Annotated in this window: 22 protein-coding genes and 1 riboswitch; of the genes, 8 read left to right on the forward strand and 14 right to left on the reverse strand. The window is 68.3% G+C overall.

Going from position 1 to position 21,467, the window contains the following annotated elements:
- Positions 1 to 15 precede the first annotated feature (15 nt).
- Genes ACAM54_RS14300 through ACAM54_RS14315 form a run of 4 tightly spaced genes read right to left on the reverse strand, consistent with a single transcriptional unit; the run spans position 16 to position 4,781 of the window.
- Complete coding sequence (locus tag ACAM54_RS14300) at positions 16 to 885, reverse strand: ABC transporter substrate-binding protein (protein ID WP_369647979.1); 870 nt, start codon at positions 883 to 885, stop codon at positions 16 to 18.
- Positions 882 to 1,457, reverse strand: coding sequence for a bifunctional adenosylcobinamide kinase/adenosylcobinamide-phosphate guanylyltransferase (locus ACAM54_RS14305; protein WP_369647980.1), 576 nt, complete (start codon positions 1,455 to 1,457; stop codon positions 882 to 884). The genes ACAM54_RS14300 and ACAM54_RS14305 overlap by 4 nt, the downstream gene beginning before the upstream one ends.
- A complete protein-coding gene (locus ACAM54_RS14310; RefSeq protein ID WP_369647981.1) occupies positions 1,447 to 2,856 on the reverse strand; it encodes a cobyrinate a,c-diamide synthase in 1,410 nt (469 codons plus the stop codon). The genes ACAM54_RS14305 and ACAM54_RS14310 overlap by 11 nt, the downstream gene beginning before the upstream one ends.
- On the reverse strand, positions 2,841 to 4,781 hold the full coding sequence (locus ACAM54_RS14315; protein WP_369647982.1) for a TonB-dependent receptor: 1,941 nt from the start codon (positions 4,779 to 4,781) through the stop codon (positions 2,841 to 2,843). Before ACAM54_RS14315 ends, ACAM54_RS14310 begins: the two co-directional genes overlap by 16 nt.
- 98 nt (positions 4,782 to 4,879) lie before the next feature.
- Positions 4,880 to 5,129: riboswitch (cobalamin riboswitch) on the reverse strand.
- Positions 5,130 to 5,198: 69 nt separating this feature from the next.
- Between ACAM54_RS14315 and ACAM54_RS14320 the strand changes: the two genes are divergently transcribed.
- The 5 genes from ACAM54_RS14320 (at position 5,199) to ACAM54_RS14340 (ending at position 9,306) form a co-directional block, all read left to right on the forward strand.
- Positions 5,199 to 5,423 carry a hypothetical protein gene (locus tag ACAM54_RS14320; RefSeq protein ID WP_012747655.1) on the forward strand — a complete coding sequence of 75 codons (225 nt, stop codon included), beginning with the start codon at positions 5,199 to 5,201 and terminating at the stop codon, positions 5,421 to 5,423.
- A complete protein-coding gene (locus tag ACAM54_RS14325) occupies positions 5,420 to 5,761 on the forward strand; it encodes a cell division protein ZapA (RefSeq protein ID WP_145746535.1) in 342 nt (113 codons plus the stop codon). Before ACAM54_RS14320 ends, ACAM54_RS14325 begins: the two co-directional genes overlap by 4 nt.
- 282 nt (positions 5,762 to 6,043) lie before the next feature.
- Complete coding sequence (locus tag ACAM54_RS14330) at positions 6,044 to 6,865, forward strand: sulfite exporter TauE/SafE family protein (RefSeq protein WP_145746534.1); 822 nt, start codon at positions 6,044 to 6,046, stop codon at positions 6,863 to 6,865.
- Positions 6,866 to 6,945: 80 nt separating this feature from the next.
- Positions 6,946 to 7,371 carry a universal stress protein gene (locus tag ACAM54_RS14335; RefSeq protein WP_369647983.1) on the forward strand — a complete coding sequence of 142 codons (426 nt, stop codon included), beginning with the start codon at positions 6,946 to 6,948 and terminating at the stop codon, positions 7,369 to 7,371.
- A gap of 231 nt (positions 7,372 to 7,602) precedes the next feature.
- Positions 7,603 to 9,306: a serine hydrolase gene (locus ACAM54_RS14340; protein WP_369647984.1), complete on the forward strand. Its 1,704-nt coding sequence runs from the start codon at positions 7,603 to 7,605 to the stop codon at positions 9,304 to 9,306.
- Here the strand turns inward: ACAM54_RS14340 and ACAM54_RS14345 are convergent.
- The 7 genes from ACAM54_RS14345 to ACAM54_RS14375 form a co-directional block, all read right to left on the reverse strand.
- A complete protein-coding gene (locus tag ACAM54_RS14345) occupies positions 9,303 to 10,838 on the reverse strand; it encodes a malonyl-CoA synthase (protein WP_369647985.1) in 1,536 nt (511 codons plus the stop codon). The two genes, ACAM54_RS14340 and ACAM54_RS14345, sit on opposite strands and share 4 nt — an antisense overlap.
- Positions 10,839 to 10,895: 57 nt before the next feature.
- The gene (locus ACAM54_RS14350; RefSeq protein WP_369647986.1) at positions 10,896 to 11,885 is read right to left on the reverse strand and encodes a Bug family tripartite tricarboxylate transporter substrate binding protein; all 990 of its coding nucleotides are present in this window, start codon (positions 11,883 to 11,885) and stop codon (positions 10,896 to 10,898) included.
- A gap of 74 nt (positions 11,886 to 11,959) precedes the next feature.
- Positions 11,960 to 13,444, reverse strand: coding sequence for a malonyl-CoA decarboxylase (locus tag ACAM54_RS14355; RefSeq protein ID WP_145746529.1), 1,485 nt, complete (start codon positions 13,442 to 13,444; stop codon positions 11,960 to 11,962).
- A gap of 52 nt (positions 13,445 to 13,496) precedes the next feature.
- On the reverse strand, positions 13,497 to 14,165 hold the full coding sequence (locus tag ACAM54_RS14360) for a GntR family transcriptional regulator (RefSeq protein WP_145746528.1): 669 nt from the start codon (positions 14,163 to 14,165) through the stop codon (positions 13,497 to 13,499).
- A 127-nt stretch (positions 14,166 to 14,292) separates the two neighbouring features.
- Positions 14,293 to 15,114: a prolipoprotein diacylglyceryl transferase gene (gene lgt / locus ACAM54_RS14365; protein ID WP_369647987.1), complete on the reverse strand. Its 822-nt coding sequence runs from the start codon at positions 15,112 to 15,114 to the stop codon at positions 14,293 to 14,295.
- Positions 15,115 to 15,171: 57 nt separating this feature from the next.
- A complete protein-coding gene (locus ACAM54_RS14370) occupies positions 15,172 to 15,441 on the reverse strand; it encodes a hypothetical protein (RefSeq protein ID WP_369647988.1) in 270 nt (89 codons plus the stop codon).
- 179 nt (positions 15,442 to 15,620) lie between these two features.
- Positions 15,621 to 16,394, reverse strand: a complete 774-nt coding sequence (locus ACAM54_RS14375; protein WP_369647989.1) for an SDR family oxidoreductase — start codon at positions 16,392 to 16,394, stop codon at positions 15,621 to 15,623.
- A gap of 130 nt (positions 16,395 to 16,524) precedes the next feature.
- On the opposite strand from ACAM54_RS14375, the gene ACAM54_RS14380 reads away from it, so the two are divergent.
- Positions 16,525 to 17,469, forward strand: coding sequence for a LysR family transcriptional regulator (locus tag ACAM54_RS14380; protein ID WP_369647990.1), 945 nt, complete (start codon positions 16,525 to 16,527; stop codon positions 17,467 to 17,469).
- Between the two features lie 12 nt (positions 17,470 to 17,481).
- On the opposite strand, the gene ACAM54_RS14385 is transcribed toward ACAM54_RS14380, so the two are convergent.
- Complete coding sequence (locus tag ACAM54_RS14385; RefSeq protein WP_369647991.1) at positions 17,482 to 18,426, reverse strand: LysR family transcriptional regulator; 945 nt, start codon at positions 18,424 to 18,426, stop codon at positions 17,482 to 17,484.
- Between the two features lie 104 nt (positions 18,427 to 18,530).
- Here ACAM54_RS14385 and ilvD point away from each other — a divergent pair, with 104 nt between their 5' ends.
- Positions 18,531 to 20,225, forward strand: coding sequence for a dihydroxy-acid dehydratase (ilvD, locus tag ACAM54_RS14390; RefSeq protein WP_309934587.1), 1,695 nt, complete (start codon positions 18,531 to 18,533; stop codon positions 20,223 to 20,225).
- A 27-nt stretch (positions 20,226 to 20,252) separates the two neighbouring features.
- On the opposite strand, the gene ACAM54_RS14395 is transcribed toward ilvD, so the two are convergent.
- Positions 20,253 to 20,507 (reverse strand): TIGR04438 family Trp-rich protein, encoded by a 255-nt coding sequence (locus tag ACAM54_RS14395; protein WP_369647992.1) that lies wholly within the window; start codon positions 20,505 to 20,507, stop codon positions 20,253 to 20,255.
- 108 nt (positions 20,508 to 20,615) lie between these two features.
- Between ACAM54_RS14395 and ACAM54_RS14400 the strand changes: the two genes are divergently transcribed.
- The gene (locus tag ACAM54_RS14400; RefSeq protein WP_012747637.1) at positions 20,616 to 20,921 is read left to right on the forward strand and encodes a c-type cytochrome; all 306 of its coding nucleotides are present in this window, start codon (positions 20,616 to 20,618) and stop codon (positions 20,919 to 20,921) included.
- Between the two features lie 9 nt (positions 20,922 to 20,930).
- On the opposite strand, the gene ACAM54_RS14405 is transcribed toward ACAM54_RS14400, so the two are convergent.
- On the reverse strand, positions 20,931 to 21,431 hold the full coding sequence (locus tag ACAM54_RS14405; protein WP_145746520.1) for a LapA family protein: 501 nt from the start codon (positions 21,429 to 21,431) through the stop codon (positions 20,931 to 20,933).
- Positions 21,432 to 21,467: the final 36 nt, after the last annotated feature.

The raw sequence follows: 21,467 nt of genomic DNA on the forward strand, positions 1-21,467 counted from the left end.
GAAGTCCACCCGGGCTCAGCCGGCCTTCTCCGCGATGCAGCGCGCCATCAGCCGTGCGGCCTCGTCCATGCGCGGGCCGGGGCGCACGAGCACGTCCGACTGCGCGGCGTCGAAGCGGCAGATGCGCCCTTCGCGCACCGCGCGGATGCCGCTCCAGCCCGGGCGCTGTTCCATGCCCGCCGCGCTGCGCACGCTGACCATGATGAGATCGGGATTGGCGCGCACCACGTATTCGGGGTTGAGCTTGGGAAAAGGCCCGAGCGACGCCGGCACGATGTTCTTCATGCCCAGCCGCGCAAGCGTCTCGCCGATGAAGGACGATTCGCCGGCCGCATAGGGCGCGCTGTTGACCTCGAAGTAGACGCGCTGGCCCCTCGCACGGGTCGGCAGCGATTGCGCCGCAGCCGACACGCTGGCATCGATCACGCGCCAGATGTTCGGCGCCTCATGGGTGCCCAGCACCTGGTCGAGCTTGTCGAGCACGCGCCGCACGTCGGCATGGCTCTTGGGTTCGAGCACCAGCACCTTAAGGCCCAGCGCCTCGAGCCGCTGCGTCACGCGCGACGACTTGGCAAGCAGCACCGCATCGGGCCGCAGCGCCACGATCGCCTCGACGTTCGGGTCGAGCCCGCCGCCCAGCTGCGGCAAGGCGCGCACCGCGCTCGGCGAGTTGGAGTAGTTGTCGACGCCCACCAGCCGGGAACAGGCACCGAGCGCGCAGACCCCTTCGGTCAGCGACGGCAGCAGCGTGACGATGCGCTGCGGCGGCTGCGGCAGGTTCACGGCCACGCCGCGCTCGTCGACCACCTCGATGGCATGCGCGGCCAGCGCGAAGAGGCCAAGCCCAATGGCCGCGGACAAGCATCGAATCCAGCGGGCGGTCATGCAGGTGCCTTCAGGGTCAGCGGCAAGCCGGCCGCCATCAGCGTGACGCGATCGCAGGCGGTCGCCACGTCCTGGTTCATGCGGCCCAGCGCGTCGACGAAAGCGCGGGTTTCGCGGCCGAGCGGAATCACGCCCAGGCCGATCTCGTTGCCCACCAGCACCACGGGTCCGCGCGCTTCGCGCAGCGCCATGAGCAGCATCGCGGCATGCGCCGCCGGCGTGCGCGTGACCGGCTGCGCGGTCTCGCAGCGCAGCGGCATCAGCAGGTTGGTGAGCCAGAGCGTGAGGCAGTCGACCACCACCAGCGTCTCGGGCGAACTCTGGGTGACGATGGCGCGCGCCAGCTCGACCGGCTCTTCCACGGTCCGCAGGGCGGGCACGCGGCGGGCGCGGTCGGCCTGGTGGCGCACGATGCGCTCCTGCATCTCGTCGTCATGCGCCTGGGCGGTGGCAATCAGCACGGCGCGCCGCATTCCGGGCGCCTCGGCCAGCCAGTCGGCGGCGCGCTGCTCGGCGCGGCGCGACTTGCCGCTTTTCTGGCCACCGAGGATGAATTCGTGTTCAACGCGCATGCGCATCGGCCTCCGGGGTTTCGCGTTCGAGCTCGATCGGCATCGCGCCGAACAGGCTGGCCGTGGCTTCGGGGCTGGACGCGAACCACGCATGAAAATAGCTCGCCCGCACCGGGCCGTGCACATAGAAGGCCTCTCCAGCGCGGGCGTCCGCGCCCGGCCTGCCGGTGAAGGCCGCCGGCACCAGCGGCGTCTCGCAGCTCGAATAATGAAAGGTGTGGCCGCGCAGGGTGTGGGCACCCAGTGCGAGCTGCTGCGGCCCGAGGCCGGCGAGCCGCTTGTGCATCGCCACCCGGCCGGGCAGCAGGCCCCAGAGCGCGTGCGATGCGCCATCGGCCGTCTCCAGTTGCTCGAACAGCGACATCATGCCGCCGCACTCGGCCCAGACCGGCCTGCCCGCGGCCACATGCGCGGCCAGCGCCGCGCGCAGGGAATCGCTGGCGGACAGCGCCTTGGCATGCAGTTCGGGGTAGCCGCCGGGCAGCCAGAGCGCATCGCATGCGGGCAGCGCATCGCCGGCGAGCGGTGAGAAGAACACGACCCGCGCGCCCAGCGCCGCCAGCACGTCGAGGTTGGCCGGATAGATGAAGGCAAAGGCCGCGTCGCGCGCGACCGCGATGGTGCGGCCCTGCAGCAGCGGATCGATGCGCGCCGGCGGCTCGGCCGGGGCAGCCTCGAAGCGTACCAGCGGCCATTCGGCAAGCGGCCGCTTGCCGAATGGCGTGGCGGCCATCGCGTCGGCCGCCGCATCGAGCCGCGCCATCGCGTCGCCGAGTTCGTGCGCGGCGACCAGGCCCAGGTGCCGCTCGGGCAGCTCGAAGCCGGCGCCGCGCGGCAAGCTGCCGAGCCATTGCGCCGGTTCGCGCAAGGCCTCCTTCAGCATGCCGGCATGGCGCTCGCCGGCCACGCGGTTGGCCAGCACGCCGGCCCAGGGCAGCGCGGGACGGAAGTTCTGCAGGCCGTAGGCCAGCGCGCCGAAGGTGCCGGCCATGGCCTGTGCATCGATCACGGCCAGCACCGGCAGGCCGAAGCGCTCGGCCAGGTCCGCCGCGCTGGGGCTGCCGTCGAACAGGCCCATGACGCCTTCGACGATCAGCAGGTCGGCCTCGGCCGCGGCCGCATGCAGCCGCCGGCGGCAGTCGGCCTCGCCGGTCATCCAGAGATCGAGCGAATGCACCGGCGCGCCGCTGGCGAGCGCCAGCCAGCAGGGGTCGAGAAAGTCGGGCCCGCACTTGAAGACCCGCACGCGCCGGCCCTGGCGCGCATGCAGCCGCGCCAGGGCGGCCGCGACCGTGGTCTTGCCCTGTCCCGAAGCCGGGGCCGCCACCAGCACGGCGGCGCAGGCGTGCGCAGCGACCGATTCGCTGTTCGCGTCGTACTGGCTTATTGCGGTGTCCACTTCAGGCCGATGTAAGCGTTGCGGCCGTCGGTGGCGTAGCCGCGTGCAAGCGTGTAGTCCTTGTCGCCCACATTGTCGACGCGGGCCACCAGGCCGATGTCGCGCGTGATCTGCGTGCTGGCCACCAGGTTCAGCACGGTGTAGCCGCCCAGCGTGCGCGTGTTGGCCGCGTCGTCGAAGCGCTTGCTCGACGATTGCAGTTCGGCGCCCAGCGTCCAGCCGGCAACGCGCCAGTCGGCGCCGAGCGTGCCGTGGCGGCGCGCGCGGCGCGCCAGCAGGTGGTCGGTGTCCAGGTCGCGCGGGTCCTGGAAGTCGAGCGATGCGCGCAATGTCACGTCGCCGATGCGGTGGCCGCCCGACAGCGTCACGCCCTGGTAGCGGGCCCGCGCCGTGCTGGCATAGCAGCCGAAGCTGGAGCGGCAGTTGGTGGCCGAGCCGTCGAACACGATCAGGTTCTCGACGCGGTTCTGGTAGACGACGATGCCCGCATGCGTGCCGCCGTCGGTGTACTGCAGGCCCAGTTCCACGTTGCGGCTCGACTCTGGCTTGAGGCTGGCCACGCCGTATTCGCTGAAGCGCTGGTACAGCGTGGGTGCGCGGAACGCCGTGCCGGCCGAGACGGTGGCGCGCAGGCGCGGCGTGATCGCGTAGCCGTAGGCGGCGCTGCCGGTGGCCTTGCCGCCGAATTCGCTGTCGTCGTCGTGGCGCACATGCAGCTGGAGCGAATGCGCGCCCTGCACGAAGCCATAGCCGAGCGAGACCGCATCCTGCGAGCGCTTGCTCGAGAACAGGCCGCTGCTGGTGGTGGGTGCATTCTCGAGCGCGTCTTCGCGGCGCTCGAGCGTGGCCGTCACCAGGTGCGGGCCGAAGCGGAACTCGTTCTGGAACAGGTAGCCGCGCAGGTTCGTCTCGGTGCGGTAGAACGATGGCTGGGTCTTGTAGACCGACTGCGAATCGGTGACCTGCACGCGCGTGCTGTAGATGTCGTTCCACTTGCCCGACCACGACAGCCCGGCCGTGCGCAGCGTGTTGTTCGAGATGTCGTTCCTGAAGAGGATCGGCGGCTTGGTCCTGAAGCTCACCGGCGGGTCGTAGCCGGCTTCCATGTCGCTGTACAGCAGCGTGGCTTCCAGCCGCTGGTTCGGCGTGAGCTGGTAGCCCAGGCGCAAGTTGCCGGCATTGCTGCGGTAGCCATCGCGGTCGGGGCTGGTGAAGCCGTCCTTCGAGGGCGTGCGCTTGTCCATCGGCAGCACGTTGAAGCCCCGGCTTTCCTCGTGGGCCGCGCCCAGCGAGTAGTCGAAGGCACCCGATTTCCCGCTCACGCCCGCCTCCGCCTTGCGCAAGCCATGGCTGCCGAAGCCGATGCCCGCGTAGGGCGCCACGCCCTCTTCGCCGCGCTTCGTGAAGAGCTGGATCACGCCGCCCACGGCATCGGAGCCGTACACCGCGGCGGCCGGACCGCGCAGCACTTCGATGCGGTCGATCTGCGAGAGCGGAATGCTTTCCCAGCCGGCACCGCCGGTCGATTGCGAATCGACGCGCACGCCGTCGATGTAGACGGCCGTGAAGCGCGTCTCGGCGCCGCGGATGAACAGGCTGGTGGTGTTGCCCACGCTGCCGTTGCGCGTGATCTCGATGCCCGGCAGGCGCGCCAGCACGTCGGCCACGCCGACCGCGCCGCTGCGCTCGATGGTCTGGCGGTCGACCACGGACACGTCGCCCACCAGGTCCGACAGCGGCTGCGGCGTGCGGTTGGCCGTGACCACGGTTTCGCCGAGTGCCGGCGCATCCTGCTGGGCATGCGCGACGGCCGGCAGTTGAAGCAGCGCCATGCCGCCGAAGGCGGAGGCCAGCGCGAGCGGCAGGCAGGCAAGGCGGCGGCGCGCAGGCGAACGGCCGAGGGAAAGAAAACCACAGGAAGTCATGAATGGAGCGAACGAACGTCTATGCCCGTCGCCGGCTTCCCCGCCGGCGCTTGGACGCAATGGCTGCCTTGCGCGCCGAACCGAAAATCGATCGCGCATGCGGCAGCCGCCTCGTTGGCCGGTATCCGGGCTGGCAGTGCGACCCCACCGCCTTCCCAGGTGCCTGTTTCAGGGCACCCAGTGGCTTGATGGATGAGGTTGACGCTTGCGGCGTCGACTGCTTGACCGTTGCGGGGGCAGCGCAGGCGGCTTCGGCCTTGTTCCGTTTCCGGAGGGCGTTCACTCCTGCTTCCCGTTGAACCGCGGCGCGTGAACCACGCCGCAGGCACCAACGCGCAGGATTCTAGGGCCTGTGCCGGCACAGTAAGCCAAAAGTTGCGCAGCCTGCGCTTCGCCGGGAAACTACAATCGCCAACCATGCCCGCCTCCAGCCCCATCGACCAGATCGCCGAGCGTGTGGAACGCCTGCTCGTGCGTCATGAAGAGGTGCAGCGCACCAATGCGCTGCTGCAGGAGCAGGTCGAAGCGCTCACGCGCGAGCGCGATGCGCTGAAGTCGCGGCTGGCCGCGGCCCGCACGCGCCTCGATGCATTGCTCGAGCGGCTGCCGGCTGAACCCCCTTCCCAAGATTCCCCCGCATGAAGCAGATTGAAGTTCAGATCATGGGCCAGAGCTATCTGCTCGGCTGCCCCGACGGCGGCGAGGCGCAGCTGCGCGAAGCCGTCGAGCGCGTGGACGCGGCCATGTGCAAGATCCGCGATGCCGGCAAGGTGAAGGCGCGCGACCGCATCGCGGTGCTCGCCTCGCTGAACCTGGCTTTCGACCTGGCGGCCCAGCAAGCGGCCGCCGCGGCCGCGCCGCTTCCCGTGGCTGCGGCGTCCTCGGCCCCCTCGGCAGATGGCGGGGACGCCGACGCCAAGGCCGCCCAGCTCATTCAGAAACTCGATCAAGCCCTCGCGGGCGATGACCATTTACTCTGAGCGGAAGCACCCGGCCCGTCCGGGGCGTAAAATCCGAACTGTCTGCGGTGCGCGTCGGGCTTAATATTTCCTTGTTCCAATGCTCTCCGGAGCCGGGCTTGGTACATCGCTTGACGGGTGTGATCATCTCGCGTCAGATGAACCCGAAGTCTTGCTGCCCTCGCCCACCTGAACCCTGGTTCAGGATGCGGGTTCGGCGCCCACTTGCAGACACCTTTTTCCGTTCATACGGCCCCTGCATGCGCTGCACGGGGCCGTTGCTTTTTTTCAAGGCTTCGCTGCGTGACTTCCCTGCTCGACCCCCTCCTGATCGCCGAACTGGCCGCACTCGGCCTGGGCACCGGTTTCCTGGCGGGCCTGCTGGGCATCGGCGGCGGGATGCTCATGGTGCCGTTCATCACGATCATCATGGGGCACCGCGGGGTGGCCTCCGATCTCGCGGTGAAGATGGCGATCGCCACCTCGATGGCCACGATCATCTTCACCTCGGTGTCCAGCGTGCGCGCACACCACAAGCGCGGCGCGGTGCGCTGGGACATCGTGCGGCGCCTGGCGCCCGGCATCGTCATCGGCAGCCTGCTGGGCAGCCTGGGCGTGTTCGCGCTGCTCAAGGGCACGGTGCTGGCCATCGTCTTTGCGCTGTTCGTGGGCTTCTCGGCCACGCAGATGTTCCTCGACCGCAAGCCCAAGCCCACGCGCCAGATGCCGGGCACCGCGGGGCAGCTGTCGGCGGGCGGCGCCATCGGCTTCATCTCGGGCCTGGTCGGCGCGGGCGGGGGCTTCGTCAGCGTGCCGTTCATGACCTGGTGCAACATCTCCATCCACAACGCCGTGGCGACCAGCGCCGCGCTCGGCTTTCCGATTGCGGTGGCCAACGTGCTGGGCTACGTGGTGAGCGGACAGTCGGTGCAAGGCCTTCCGGCCGGCTCGTTCGGCTACATCTGGCTGCCCGCGCTCGCGGTCATTGCGGTGTGCAGCGTGCTCACCGCGCCGCTGGGTGCGAAGGCAGCGCACAACCTGCCGGTGAAGAAGCTCAAGCGCGTGTTCGCGAGCATCCTGTACCTGCTGGCGGCCTACATGCTCTGGAAGGGCCTGCAGGGCTGAGCCGCCGCGCGCCTTGAAAGCCCCTCGGCGGCCGGGTGGGATCCGTTGCGAGGCCGCGGCCCCGGCCGTATAACGGGCGCATGAAAATCCTCATTGCTGTCGACGGCAGCGCCTATACGCAGAAGGCGCTCAATTACCTGCTGGCCAACCGCGCGATGTTCGTGGATGGCCATGAGCTGGTCATCGTGCATGTCTGCACCGGTATCTCGGGCCATGTGGCGCGCCACCTCAGCAAGGAGGTGATCGCCGATTACTACGCCGAGGAAAACGCCAAGGTGCTCGACCCCGTGGCGGCCTTGCTTGCGCAGAACAGCGTGAGCAACTACACGATCGACAAGCGCCATGGCCATGCGGCCGAGGAAATCCTCAAGTCGGCGGCGACTGCGCATGCGCAGCTGATCGTGCTCGGCACCCATGGCCACGGCATCATCGGCCGCGCGCTGATGGGCTCGGTGGCCACCAAGGTGATCTCCGAGACCGACACCTCGGTGCTGCTGGTGCAGTAGCCGGGCTTTTCTCTTCTTTCCCCTCTTATTGCACGCGCTGCTGCCGCCATTCGCGCGGCGCGAGGTGGTTCCCGTGCTGCACGGTGCTGAAGGCCGACGACCAGAGCGACGAATACATCAACTGCCATGCGGGCAGCGGGCTCATGAACGGGCCGGGCGCAAGCCTAGCGGGCCCCTCGCTCCGGGGATGCCGTAGGATGCGCGGCCCTACACAAAGGCAAGGACCCGACCATGTGGAGCGATCTCGACAGCCTCGTCGAAGCCTCGATGCAGGAATGGAAAGTACCGGGACTCGCGCTGGCCGTCATCCAGGACGGCGACATCGCCGTGCTCAAGGGCTACGGCGTGCGCGACACCGACACGGGCCTGCCCGTGACCATCGACACGCAATTCCTGCTGTGCTCGATCACCAAGTCGTTCACCGCGGCCGGACTCGGCCTGCTGGTGGACGAACGCAAGCTCGACTGGGACCGGCCGGTGCGCGAGGTGATTCCCGAATTCCGCCTGCACGATCCGGTGGCGACCGGGCGGCTGACCGTGCGCGATCTGCTGTGCCATCACAGCGGGCTGCCGCGGCATGACTGGATCCACATGCCCGGCGACCTGGGCAATGCGCAGATGCTGGCCGCGCTCAGGCACCTTGCACCCAGCAAGGACCTGCGCGACACCTTCCAGTACTCGAACCTCGGCTACCTGGTCGCCGGCATGGTCACCGAGCGGATCAGCGGCCAGAGCTACCAGGACTTCACCACCGAGCGCCTGATGAAGCCGCTGGGCTTCAGCCGCTTCGGCTTCTCCATCGAGGCCCTCGCGGCCGCCGAAGACGCCGCCCGTCCCCATGCGATGGACGGCGATGAGCGCTACCGCACGCCGCTGTCGCCGATCCGCGCGACGCCGGCCGGCGGCATCAACGCCTCGGTGGCCGATCTTGCGATGTGGGCACGCTTTCTCCTCGACGGCAAGGCGCATGGACGGCAACTGCTTTCGCCTCAGGCGCTGCGCGAAATGACGACCCCGCGCGTGCACATGGGGCGCTCCCCTTACGCCGAGATCGGCGACTCGCACTACGGCCTCGGGCTCTTCTGCGAGCAGTACCGCGGCGAGCGCACCGTCGCGCACTCGGGCTCGTGGACCGGCTGGAGCACGCTCATGACGATGCAGCCCGAGCGTCGCGCAGGCATCGTGGTGCTGACGAACCGCACACCGGGGAGCGTCCAGGCAATCCTCACCTACGCCGTGCTCGACCGCATCTGCGGCCGCGAGCCGGTCGACTGGTTCGGGCGCCTGGCCCCCAAGCGCAGGCAGGCCATCGAACAGCAGGCGCTCGACCGGAAGGCGGGCGCGGAAGTCCGCAGGAGCGGAACCCACCCGAGCCATCCGCTCGATGACTATGCCGGCGACTACGAGCACCCGGCCTACGGGCGCCTGCGCATCGACAGGGAAGCGGACGGGCTCGCATGGCGCTGGCGCGGCATCGAGGAAAAGCTCGAGCACCGCCACTACGACGTGTTCATCACCCCCGACCGTCCGACGGTGCTCCACCCCAGCAACCGGACGCTCACCTTCCGCTACGACCGGCAAGGCCGCATCGATCGCATCGAGATGCCGCTCGAGGAGATGGTGGACGACATCGTGTTCCTTCGCGCTCCGGCCGGCGACGTGCTGGACCCGGCGTTCCGGCAACTGTGCGCCGGCGACTACCTGCACAGCGGCCGCGTGATCGAGATCAGGCTCGACGCGCGCGGCGAGCTTGCCATGACGATCCCGGGTCAGCCGACCTATCGCCTGCTGCCGGCCGATGGACGCAGCTTCCGCGTCGACACGCTCGAGGGCTTCGGCGTGGAATTCCGCCGGCCTTCGCCCGACGCGGTGGACGCGCTCATCTTCCACGAACCCCGCGTCACCGCGCTCGCACCGAGGGTGGCAGGGCCCTAGGCGAACAGCCCCTTGTGCTGCTCCCGCAGCAGCGCCTTCTGCACCTTGCCCATGGTGTTGCGCGGCAGCTCGGGCACGACGAAGCAGCGCTTGGGAATCTTGAAGTTCGCGAGCTTCGACTTGAGCTCCGCCACGATGGCATCGGGCTCGAGCACCCCGCCCGCCTTGGCGATCACGATGGCCACGCCCACCTCGCCGAAGTCAGGGTGCGGCACGCCGACCACCGCGCTTTCGGCCACGCCGGGCAGCTCGTTGATGTAGCCCTCGATCTCGGCGGGATAGACGTTGTAGCCGCCGCTGATGATCAGGTCCTTGCTGCGTCCGACGATGGTGACGTAGCCTCGGCCGTCGATCTTGCCGACGTCGCCGGTCTTGAAGAAGCCATCGGCGGTGAACTCTTCCTTCGTTTTCTCCGGCATGCGCCAGTAGCCCGCGAACACGTTGGGGCCGCTGACCTCGATGTTGCCGATCTCGTCGGTGGTGCAGTCGCGGCCGGCGTCGTCGCGCACGCGCAGCCGCACGCCCGGCAGCGGAAAGCCGACCGTGCCGCCGCGGCGCTCGCCCTGGGCGGGGCTGTAGGGGTTGGAGGTGAGCATGATGGTCTCGCTCATGCCGTAGCGCTCCAGGATGGTGTGGCCGGTGCGTTCGCGCCATTCATCGAAGGTCTCGATGAGCAGCGGCGCGGAACCGGCGATGAAGAGCCGCATGCTGCGCACCGCCTCGCGCGTGAGGCCGGGCTCGGCCAGCAAGCGCACGTAGAGCGTGGGCACGCCCATGAACACGGTGGCCTCGGGCAGCTTCTCGACCACGCGCTTCGGGTCGAACCTGGAAAACCAGATCATCTTGCTGCCGTTGAGCAGCGCACCATGGAGCGCAACGAAGAGGCCGTGCACGTGGAAGATCGGCAGCGCATGGATCAGCACGTCGCCCTCCGTCCAGCCCCAGTAGTCCTTGAGCACCTCGGCGTTCGACAGCAGGTTGCCATGCGTGAGCATCGCGCCCTTGCTGCGGCCGGTGGTGCCGCTGGTGTAGAGGATGGCGGCCAGGTCGTCTGCGTTCTTGCGCGCCATCTCATGCCGGTCGCTGCATTGCGCGGCAAGCTCCAGCAGCGTGCCGGTGCGGTCGTCGTCCAGCGTGAACACGTGCCGCGTGCCCGCCGCGCTCGCGATGGGTCCGACCCACGCGGCATTGCGGCTGGTGCACACCACCACGGCCGGCTCCGCGTTGCCGATGAAGTATTCGATCTCGGCGCTCTGGTAGGCGGTGTTGAGCGGCAGGAACACATAGCCGGCGCGCAGCGTGGCGAGGTAGAGGATCATTGCCTCGACCGATTTCTCGACCTGCACCGCGATGCGGGCGCCCTCCTCCAGTCCCAGCGCGCCGAACAGGTTGGCCATCATCGCGCTGGCGCGGTCGAGGTCTTGCCACGAATAGAACAGGCCGTTGTCGGTTTCCACGGCAGTGCGGCCGAGGTCGGCGGGAAAGGCCGCGCGCAGGGCGGCAAACAGGTTGGAATTGGCTTTCGTCTTCATCTGGCAGGTACTTCGGAAATTCGGTGTGCGCTGGGCGTGCAAGCTTGCGGCGGCGCGTTACTCCAGCTTGGCGCCCGAGGCCTTCACCACCGCGGCCCAGCGCTTGATCTCGGAATTCACGAAGCCGCCGTACGAGGCCATGGTGAGGTTCGGGATCTCGGAGCCATTCTGGGCCCAGATGGCCTTGAGCTCATCGCTCGCCAGGGCCTTCTTCATGCTGTCGACGATGCGTGCCTGCAGGTCGGCCGGCGTGCCCTTGGGCGCCCACAGGCCGTACCAGGTGGTGACGGTGTAGTCGGGCAGGCCGACCTCGGCCGCGCAGGGCACGTCGGGGAACGCGGGGTTGCGCTTGCTGCCGGCAACCATCAGCGCCTTGATGCGCCCGCCCTTGATGTGCTGGGCCGAAGAGCCGAGGCCGTCGAACATCAGGTCGACGTTGCCGGCGATCAGGTCGGACAGCGCCGGTCCCGCGCCGCGGTAGGGAATGTGCGTGATGAAGGTGCCGGTCTGCAGCTTGAACAGCTCGCCCGCCAGGTGGTGCGAGGTGCCCGCGCCGGCCGAGCCGTAGTTGAGCTTGCCGGGGCTGCGCTTGGCGGCGGCAACCAGTTCCTGCAGCGTATTGGCCGTGACACGGCGCGGATTGACCACCACCACCTGTGGCACGTTGGCCAGCAGCATCAGCGGCACGAAGTCTTTCTCGAGGTCGTAGTCGAGCTTGGGGTAGATCGACGGCGCGATCGCGTGGTGCACGGCGCCCATGAAGAGCGTGTAGCCATCGGGCTGGGCCTTGGCGGCGATGCTGGCCCCCACGGTGCCGCCCGCGCCGCCGCGGTTGTCGATGACCAGCGTCTGGCCCGTGACCTTGGCGAACTGGGCCGACAGCGGGCGCGCAAAGGCGTCGGTGCCGCCGCCGGCCGGGAACGGCACGACCATGTTGACCGGCCGCGTCGGCCAATTACCTCCCTGCGCCCCTGCCCCGCCGCACAGAACGGCTGCACCGGCTGCTGCCAGGCGCAGCACCTCGCGTCGCTGAAAACTCTGAGTCATCTGTCATCTCCTGTCGTTGTAGATTGCCGCACCATGCGGGCCGGCGCATCACGCGCCGGACTTCTTTGCAGAACTCAGCCTTTTTTGAAGAACAGGCTTTCCACATCCCCCGAAACCGCCACCTTGCCCTCGGAGATCCATGCGCGATGCTTGTCGAGGCGCTTGAGATCGTAGAGGTAGTTGACCATCAGGCCGTAGGACTGCTTCAGGCCCTTGGGCGACGGGTCGCCGGCCCAGTTGAGGCGCTCCACGCGCGCCCCGTTGCCCAGGTGAAAGCGCGCCACGGGATCGGCCGGCGTGCCGTCGATCAGCGTGCGGCCCAGGTATTCGGCCGCGGCCTGCAGGAGCCACTGGCGCAAAGGCGACCTGGCATCGAGCGTGGCCGGCGCCTCCACCGCGGCAAGCAGCCGCTCGGCGGTCGGCGGCAGCGAGCCGACGAGGCGGCCGAGCTCGGCCTCGCGCTTTTCGTCCAGCCGCGGCAGCAGCTCGGCGGCATTCCTGGCAAGCCAGGCGCGAAAGCCCGGGATCGGCGACAGCGTGGCAAAGGTCTTCAGGCGCGGCAGCTCTTCCTGCAGCGTCTCGACCACGCGCTTGATGAGCGAATCGCCAAAGCTCACGCCGCGCAGCCCGTTCTGGGTGTTGCTGATCGAATAGAAGATGGCCGTGGTGGCCTTGGCCGGCTGGATCGGCACGGCTGCTTCATCGAGCAGCGGCGTGATGCCGTCGCTGATGCGGTCGACCAGCGCCACCTCGACGAAGATCAGCGGCTCGTTGGGCAGCCGCGGATGGAAGAAGCCGTAGCAGCGGCGGTCGCTGTCGTCGAGCCGGTTCTTCACGTCGGTCCAGCTCTTGATGTCGTGCACGGCCTCGTAGCGGATCAGCTTCTCGATCAGCGAGGCCGGGGAATGCCAGTCGATGCGGCGCAGTTCGAGGAACGCGACGTCGAACCAGGTGGAGAACAGATGCTCCAGCTCGGCGTCGAGCGCGATCAGCCGCTTGTCCGACTTGAGGAAAGGCAGCAGTTCGGCGCGCAGGTCGACCAGGAAGCGCATCCCCTCGGGCTCGACCGCGAAGCGCTGCAGCAGGCGCATGCGCGGCGACACCAGCGCGCGCCGCAGCCGCAGCTCGGCCTGGCCTTCGTCGGGCGTTCCGACGGCGGCCTGGTGCTGGTCGCGCGCGGACTTGAGCTTGTGCGGGTCGGCAGCGAAATGCTCGCTCATGAGCGCCCAGTAGTCGCGCCGCTCCTCGGGCGTGGCGGCGGCATATTCGCGTGCAATGGCATGGGCCCGGCGCCCGCCCTCGACCTCGCTCACGCGCGGATCGATCACGGCCTGCAGGGCCGTGAGCACGCGGCGCAGCGCGCGCGGCGACAAGGCTTCGTCGGCCTTGCGCAGCGTGGCCTGCAGCCGCTCGGCGGTCGAGCGCATGCTGGGTTTTGCGGCCGTCCTGGGTGCGCCGCGGGCCGCGCCATCGGATGCCACGGGCACCTTGGCGGCGGCCTTTTCGCCGGACTTCTCGCCAGAGCGCAATCGCGCCTGGAACCACTCGGTCGCACTCATCGACAAACTCCAATGCTGTGGGCTGCGGGGATGCCTTCTTCTTTCAGGCCGTTCACGACATCACCCTGGATTTCTGTTGCCGCGCCACCGCGCGCAGCGCCTCGCGCTGCCGTGTCAGGTGCGTGCGCATGGCCGCGTCCGCGCCCTCGCTGTCGCGCGCCTTGAGCGCCGCGAACACCGCCAAGTGCTCCGACAGGCTCTGTTCGAGCCGGCCCGGCGCATGCAGTTGCTGAAGCCGCGCCAGCTTGAGAATTTTGCGCAGATCGCCAATCACCTGTGCCAGCCACTTGTTATCGGCCAGCTGGATGATGGCCTCGTGGATCAGGTGGTTGGTGGCGTAGTAGTCGTTGATGCGCTTGGCCTTGGCGTGGCGCACCAGCCGTTCGTGCAGCACGTCGAGCTCGCTCAATTCCGCATCGCTCGCATTGCGGGCCGCCTCGTAGGCGCAGCGGCCTTCGAGCAGCGCGATGACGGGAAATATCTCGTCGAGATCGCGCTCAGTCACCTCGCGCACGAAGCAGCCGCGCCGTGGCTCGTGTCGCAGCAGGCCTTCGGCCGTGAGCACCTTGAGCGCCTCGCGCAAGGGCGTGCGCGAAATCGACAGCCGCTCGCACAGCGCGGCCTCGTCCAGGAAACTGCCCGGCACCAGCGCGCCCGCGAAGATCTGCTCGCGCAGCGTGGCGGCGACTTCGTCGTGCAGGGAGTTGGGGACCAGGCGCATGGCGGCTGAAGAAAAAATCGGCTGGCGTAATTTTCTGTAATTACGCGTAATTGTGAGGCGCCCTTACGGGAGCCGCAAGGGTCGCGCACCCCATGCGCGGCCCGTGCTTACCCTGAGGGCCCGATGCTCAGGCGCTCGCCGGCTGGCGGCGCTGCGCGGCCCAGATCCACAGGCCGATGCCGAAGACCACCATCGGCACGCTGAGCCACTGCCCCTGGCTCAGGTTCAGCGCGCGCAGGCCCAGGAAATCGTCGGGCTCGCGGAAGTACTCGGCAACGAAGCGCAGCACGCCGTAGCCGATCAGGAACACCGCGGCCACCTGCCCCTGCTTGCGTTCCTTGCGGGCGTAGAGCCACATGATGACGAACAGCAGAAGCCCCTCGAGCAGGAACTGGTACACCTGCGAAGGATGGCGCGGCAGCATCGAGCCGCTCTGCGGAAACACCATGCCCCAGGGCAGGTCGGGGCTGCTGAAGCGCCCCCAGAGCTCGCCGTTGATGAAGTTCCCGACACGGCCCGCCGCCAGGCCCGTGGGCACGCAGGGCGCCACGAAGTCCATCACCTGCCAGAACGGCCGCGCGCGCGAATGCGCGAACCAGACCATCGCGCCGATCACGCCGAGGAGGCCGCCATGGAAGCTCATGCCGCCCTGCCACACATAGAGGATCTCGAGCGGATGCGAGAGGTAGAACTCGGGCTTGTAGAAAAGGCAATAGCCGAGCCGCCCGCCCACGATGACGCCCATCACGCCCAGAAAGAGAATGTCCTCGATGTCCTTGCGCTGCCAGGCGCCCTGGCCGACCAGCGAGCGGTACGGTTCGTGGTGCAGCCGGCGCGTGCCGAGAAAATAGAACAGCGCGAACGCGGCCAGGTAGGTCAGGCCGTACCAATGGATGGCCACGGGCCCGAGTTGCAGGGCGACAGGATTGATCTGCGGATACATGAGCATCCGCGGATTGTGCCCGGCCGAGATGTCGCGGCCGGCGCGGGGGCATTCAGGGCAATGTCAGCGGCCGAGCTTCCACCACACGAGTGCCGCCACGGCCGCCGGCACGGCAAACACCAGCAGGAAGATCGGCAGTTCTTCGGCCACCGAATAGCCGGCCTTGACCACGCCCACGGCCATGTTGATGCCGGCACCGATGAACCATGCCGGAATGAACCACTTGGCGGCCGCGGCCAGCGCCAGCGACGAGCCATCGCCGATGAAGCGGCCGGCCAGCAGAAACACCACCAGCAGCACGAAGCCGCCGCCCATCACCATGATCGTGTGCATATCGCTTGTTCTCCGTTCGGCATCTTGCCCCTTGTTTTTTCACAGCGCTGTACCCATGGCACCGGCGCAGATCCGTCGCGAAACACCGCGGAACCGGCTTTGCCGGGCCGCTGGTGTTGCCCCCGGCGAGGGGGTTGGCGAAGCGACACGAAGTGCGCGAAGCTTGGGGGAGATCCATGTCACCGGGTGGTGTAGCCGCCGTTGGCAAAGATCGTCTGGCCGGTGATCCACCAGCCTTCGGTGACCAGGAAGCGCACGATGGGTGCGATGTCCTCGATGTCGGTCAGGCCCTTCTTCGAGAACTTGCTGAGCGCCGCCGCGCTGCTGTGGTACTCAACGGCCTCCTTGCTTTCCTGGCCATAGAAGAACGGCGTGTCCATCGGTCCGGGGCCGATCGCATTGACCGAGATGCCGCGCTCGCCGAACTCCTTGGAGGCCGCGCGCGTGTAGTGCTCCACCGCTGCCTTGGAGGCCGGGTAGATCGCGTAGAACGGCGTGTAGGCCGCGAGCAGCGAACTCACCAGCGAGACGATGCTGCCGCCCTCGGCCAGCGTGCGGCCGGCCTGCTGGATGAAGAAGAACGCGGCCTTGGCGTTGGCGTCGAAGCTCTTGTCGTAGTCGGCTTCGGTGACATCGAGGATCGGCTTCTTGATCACCACGCCCGCGGTGTTGATGGCGATGTCGACCTGCCCGAAGTGCTGCACGGCCTGGTCGAACAGCCTGACGTTGTTCTCCACCACGGCAAGGTCGCCCTGCACCAGCAGCGTGCCGGCGCCCTTGGCCTCGAGCTCGGCGGCGGTCTTCTCGGCCTCCTTGCGCGAGGCGTCGCTGTTGTAGTGGATCGCGATGCCGCGGGCGCCGCCGTCGACCAGTTGATGGCCGATGAGCGCGCCGAGGTTCTTGCCGCCGCCGGCGATGACGGCGACCTTGTTCTTGAGAGTGCGTGCGGACATGGAATGACCTCCTGCTGAAGAGCGTTGATGTGAATCGGGAAGCTTCAGTCTATTGATGGCAAGTTCCTGAATAAATCAACAATCCGACGCTAGACTGTTCTGATAATCACAAACAATACAGACAGCACGCATGGACCGCATCGACCTTCTCAAGGTGTTCCTGCGCGTGGCCGAAACCGGCAGCTTCACGCGTGCGGCCGATCGGCTCGCACTGCCGCGCGCCACCATCTCCACGGCGGTGCAGCAGCTCGAGGCGAAGCTGGGCTCGCGCCTCCTGCACCGGACCACGCGGCGCGTCGGCCTCACACCCGACGGCGAAGTGCTGCTGGAACGGGCCCGCACGCTGGTGGCCGACATGGAAGACATCGAGCAGCAGTTCCTGCCGTCGCGCAGCCAGGTGAGCGGACGGCTTAAGGTCGACGTGCCGAGCCGCATCGCGCGGCGGCTCATTGCGCCGGCGCTGCCGGATTTCTTCGAACGCTATCCGGCGATCGAACTCGAACTCGGCTCCAGCGACCGTGCCGTGAACCTGGTGCTCGAAGGTGTCGACTGCGCGCTGCGCGTGGGCCCGTTGGCGAGCAGCAGCCTGGTGGCACGGCCGCTGGGGCATTTCACGCTGATCAATTGCGCGAGCCCGGCCTACCTTGCGCGCCATGGCACGCCGCGCACGCCGGCGGACCTGCCGGAGCACACCGCGGTCAACTACGCCTCGCCGACCAGCGGCCGCGCGGCGCCGTGGGAGTGGCAGCACGACGGCGAGACCGCGGCGCTGCGCATGCGCAGCCAGGTGAGCGCAAACAACGCCGAGACCTACATCGCCTGCGCGCTGGCGGGGCTGGGGCTGATCCAGATCCCGGCCTACGACGTGCGCGAACACCTCGCGGCCGGCGAGCTGGCCGAGGTACTGCCCGAGGCGCGCGCCCAGCCGCTGCCGGTGCACCTGGTCTATCCGCACCGGCGCAACCTCTCGCGCCGCATGCAGGCCTTCGCGGGCTGGCTCGAGACGCTGCTCGCCGCGTCGCTCGATGCGCCCGAAGCACCGCGGCCGGCCGGCGCACGAACGCCGCGCAGGTAAGCCGGGCCGGCCCTACGCCGCCCGCGCCCGCCCCGTGCGCTCGCGCACGAATTCCACGAAGCGCGCCAGCGCCGGATGCGCGGCCTGCGCAGGCCACACGAGGCTGGTTTCGCAGGCCGGCAGCGCCACGCGGCGCCGGCCCGCGCCCTTGAACTCGCCGGCCTCCCGATAGACCACCCCGGCGCGCCGGAACTGCATCACGCTGTGCGGCACCCAGGCCACGCCGATGCCGCCCGACACCAGGTTGACGATGGTCTGCATCTGGATCGCCTCCTGCGCCACCTGCGGCGTGCGCCCCGCCGCGTGATAGAGGTCGAAGACCGCATCGTGCAGCGACGGCACGATGCGGCGCGGAAAGATCACGAGCGGTTCGGCCAGCACCTCGGCCAGCGGCACGGGCCGCGCACGCGCGAGCCGGTGCTGCGACGGCAGCGCCAGCACCAGCGCCTCCTCCTCCACCGGCAGGCGCGCCAGCCCGGGCGGCGCGGCGCCCGGCGAATGCAGCATCAGGCCGGCGTCGATCTCGCCGCGCGCGAAGGCCTCGAGCTGCACGTCGCCCGTGGCCTCGACCAGTTCGAGCGCCACTTCCGGGCAGCGCACGCGGAATTCGCGCACCCAGGCCGGCAGCTGCTCGAAACCGACGGTCGAGACGAAGGCGATGCGCACGCGCCCCACCTGCCCCGCTGCCGCCGCGCGGGCCCGCGCCGGCAGCGCCTGGGCGCGCGCCAGCAGCTCGCGCACGTCGGGCAGCAGCGCCTCCGCGGCCGGCGTGAGCGCGACGCGCCGGCGCGTGCGGTCGAACAGCACCACACCCAGCGTTTTCTCGAGCTGGGCGATGGCCTGCGTCACCGGCGGCTGGGTCATGTGCAGCCGCAGCGCGGCGCGGCCGAAGTGCAGCTCCTCGGCCACGGCCACGAACTGGCGCCATGCGCGCAGGTCGATCAAGGCATCTTTCATATGCCAAGCATATCAATCGGCGCGAGAAAATGGATTGGAATGAATCAATGAGAAGTCCGATACTTGGAATTCCCCTCGATCTCCCCCACGACACAAGAGACACCATGGACACCAAACCCATCCAGATCAACCGCCGCAGCGCCAACATCGTCGAAGGCAAGAGCCGCGCGCCCAACCGCTCGATGTTCTACGCCATGGGTTACGAAGAGGCCGACTTCAAGAAGCCGATGGTCGGCGTCGCCAACGGCCACAGCACCATCACGCCCTGCAACTCGGGCCTGCAGAAGCTGGCCGACGCGGCCATCGCGGGCATCGAGGAAGCCGGCGGCAACGCGCAGGTGTTCGGCACCCCCACCATCTCCGACGGCATGGCCATGGGCACCGAAGGCATGAAGTACTCGCTGGTGAGCCGCGAGGTCATCTCCGACTGCATCGAGACCTGCGTCGGAGGCCAGTGGATGGACGGCGTGCTGGTGGTCGGCGGCTGCGACAAGAACATGCCCGGCGGCCTCATGGGCATGCTGCGCGCCAACGTGCCGGCGATCTACGTCTACGGCGGCACCATCCTGCCGGGCCGCTACAAGGGACAGGACCTCAACATCGTGAGCGTGTTCGAGGCCGTGGGCCAGAACGCCGCCGGCAACATGAGCGACGAAGACCTGCACGAGATCGAGAAGCGCGCGATTCCCGGCACCGGCTCCTGCGGCGGCATGTACACGGCCAACACCATGTCCAGCGCGTTCGAGGCGCTCGGCATCTCGCTGCCCTACTCGTCGACCATGGCGAACCCGCACGACGAGAAGGCCAACTCGGCCAAGGAATCGGCCAAGGTGCTGATCGAGGCCATCAAGAAGGACATCAAGCCGCGCGACATCGTGACCAGGAAGGCCATCGAGAACGCGGTGGCGGTGATCATGGCCACGGGCGGCTCCACCAACGCGGTGCTGCACTTCCTGGCCATTGCGCACGCGGCCGGGGTCGAGTGGTCCATCGACGATTTCGAGCGCATGCGCAAGAAGGTGCCGGTGATCTGCGACCTGAAGCCCTCGGGCAAGTACCTCGCGGTCGACCTACACCAGGCCGGCGGCATCCCGCAGGTCATGAAGGTGCTGCTGAACGCGGGCCTGCTGCACGGCGACTGCATCACCATCACCGGCCAGACAATCGCCGAAGTGCTGAAGGACGTGCCCGACGTGCCGCGTGCCGACCAGGACGTGATCCGCCCGATCGACAAGCCGATGTACGAAGAAGGCCACCTGGCCATCCTCAAGGGCAACCTGTCGCCCGAAGGCGCGGTCGCCAAGATCACCGGCCTCAAGAACCCGGTCATCACCGGACCGGCGCGCGTGTTCGACGACGAGCAGTCGGCGCTCAAGGCCATTCTCGACGGCAAGATCAAGGCCGGCGACGTGATGGTGCTGCGCTACCTCGGCCCCAAGGGCGGCCCGGGCATGCCCGAGATGCTTGCGCCCACGGGCGCGCTGATCGGCGCGGGCCTCGGCGAAAGCGTGGGCCTGATCACCGACGGCCGCTTCTCGGGCGGCACCTGGGGCATGGTGGTGGGCCACGTCGCGCCCGAAGCGGCGGCGGGCGGCACCATCGCCTTCGTGAACGAGGGCGACTCGATCACCATCGACGCGCACAAGCTGGTGCTCGAGCTCAACGTGCCCGAAGCCGAGCTGGCCAAGCGCCGCGAAGGCTGGACGCCGCCGGCGCCGCGCTACACGCGCGGCGTGCAGGCCAAGTTCGCGTTCAATGCCTCGAGCGCCAGCTCGGGCGCGGTGCTCGACAAGTTCTGAGGCCGACGGGCGATCAGGGCCTGCCGGTCAGCGCTTGGGGCGTTGGCCCTTGCTGCCGGGCAGGCCCATGTTGCTGCGCTGGCGGTCGATGCGCGCCTGCTTGCGCGCTTCCTCGCGCTCGATGACCTTGCGCTTGGTGTAGCCCGACGAATCGGCCCAGGCCCACCATGCCACGGCCATGGCAAAGGGCGACAGCACGATCCACCAGTTCCAGCCGGCCACCATGCCCACCTCGAAGTACTTGAGGCCCACGCCGAGCAGGCCCAACAGCAGAAAAAGCATCGCGAATCCCTCCGGGTTTTTGTTGGCAACGCTTCCGGACGCCGGTCCACGGCGCTACCTACAATCGCGTTGCATCGAATGTAACCCAGCCATTACGAATAAAGCCCCATGAAAAGACTCCTGTCATTCGCGGTTCTCGGCCTCGGCCTGGCGGCGCCCGCCTTTGCCGACCTGGCGCTGGCGACGTCGAAGAACTGCATGAGCTGCCATGCGGTGGACCGCAAGGTGCTCGGCCCCGCCTTCAAGGACGTGGCCGCCAAGTACAAGGGCAACGCCGGTGCCGTCGACATGCTGGCGGCAAAGATCATCAAGGGCGGCTCGGGCGTGTGGGGGCCGTTGGCGATGCCGGCCAACACCCAGGTCAGCGAAGCCGACGCCAAGAAGCTGGCGGCCTGGGTGCTGCTGGCGCGCTGACGCGGCTCGTCAGATCCGCGGATCGATGTCCGTGGGCAGCGGCTTGCGCTCGATGCGGTCTTCGAGCTGGCCGATGTGCGCGGCCACGGTGTTGTCGGACTGCTCCGAGCGCTGGCGGATCACGCTCTCGACCTGCCCCAGCCGCGTCAGCAGTGCGGCATGCCGGTCGGCGTTCTGCGCCATGTGCTTGGTTTCCTGCGCCTCGAGGAAATTGCGCAGTTCGGTGAAGCGCGAGGCCTCGGCCTTGTCGGCCAGGTCGCGCTGCACCTGCATTTCCCTGTTGTGGCGCTTGGCGTCGAGCAGCACAGAGCTGTGCAGGTACAGAACATAGACCAGGAAGAACACGCCGAGGGCCACCGTCAGCCCCAGCATCATGAGGCCCAGCGGCGCGGACACGGTCATGAAGCCCAGCGACACCGGCACCGGTGACGAGAGCGTGCCCCAGTTGAGCGCGGCGAGCGCCGCGATCAGCAGCAGGATGACGAACAGGAAAGCAGATCTCACGCCCATGGGGGCCTCCTTCGTAAAGATCGAACACAGTGAACT

The sequence above is a fragment of the Variovorax sp. V93 genome (assembly GCF_041154485.1).
Taxonomy (GTDB): domain Bacteria; phylum Pseudomonadota; class Gammaproteobacteria; order Burkholderiales; family Burkholderiaceae_C; genus Variovorax; species Variovorax beijingensis_A.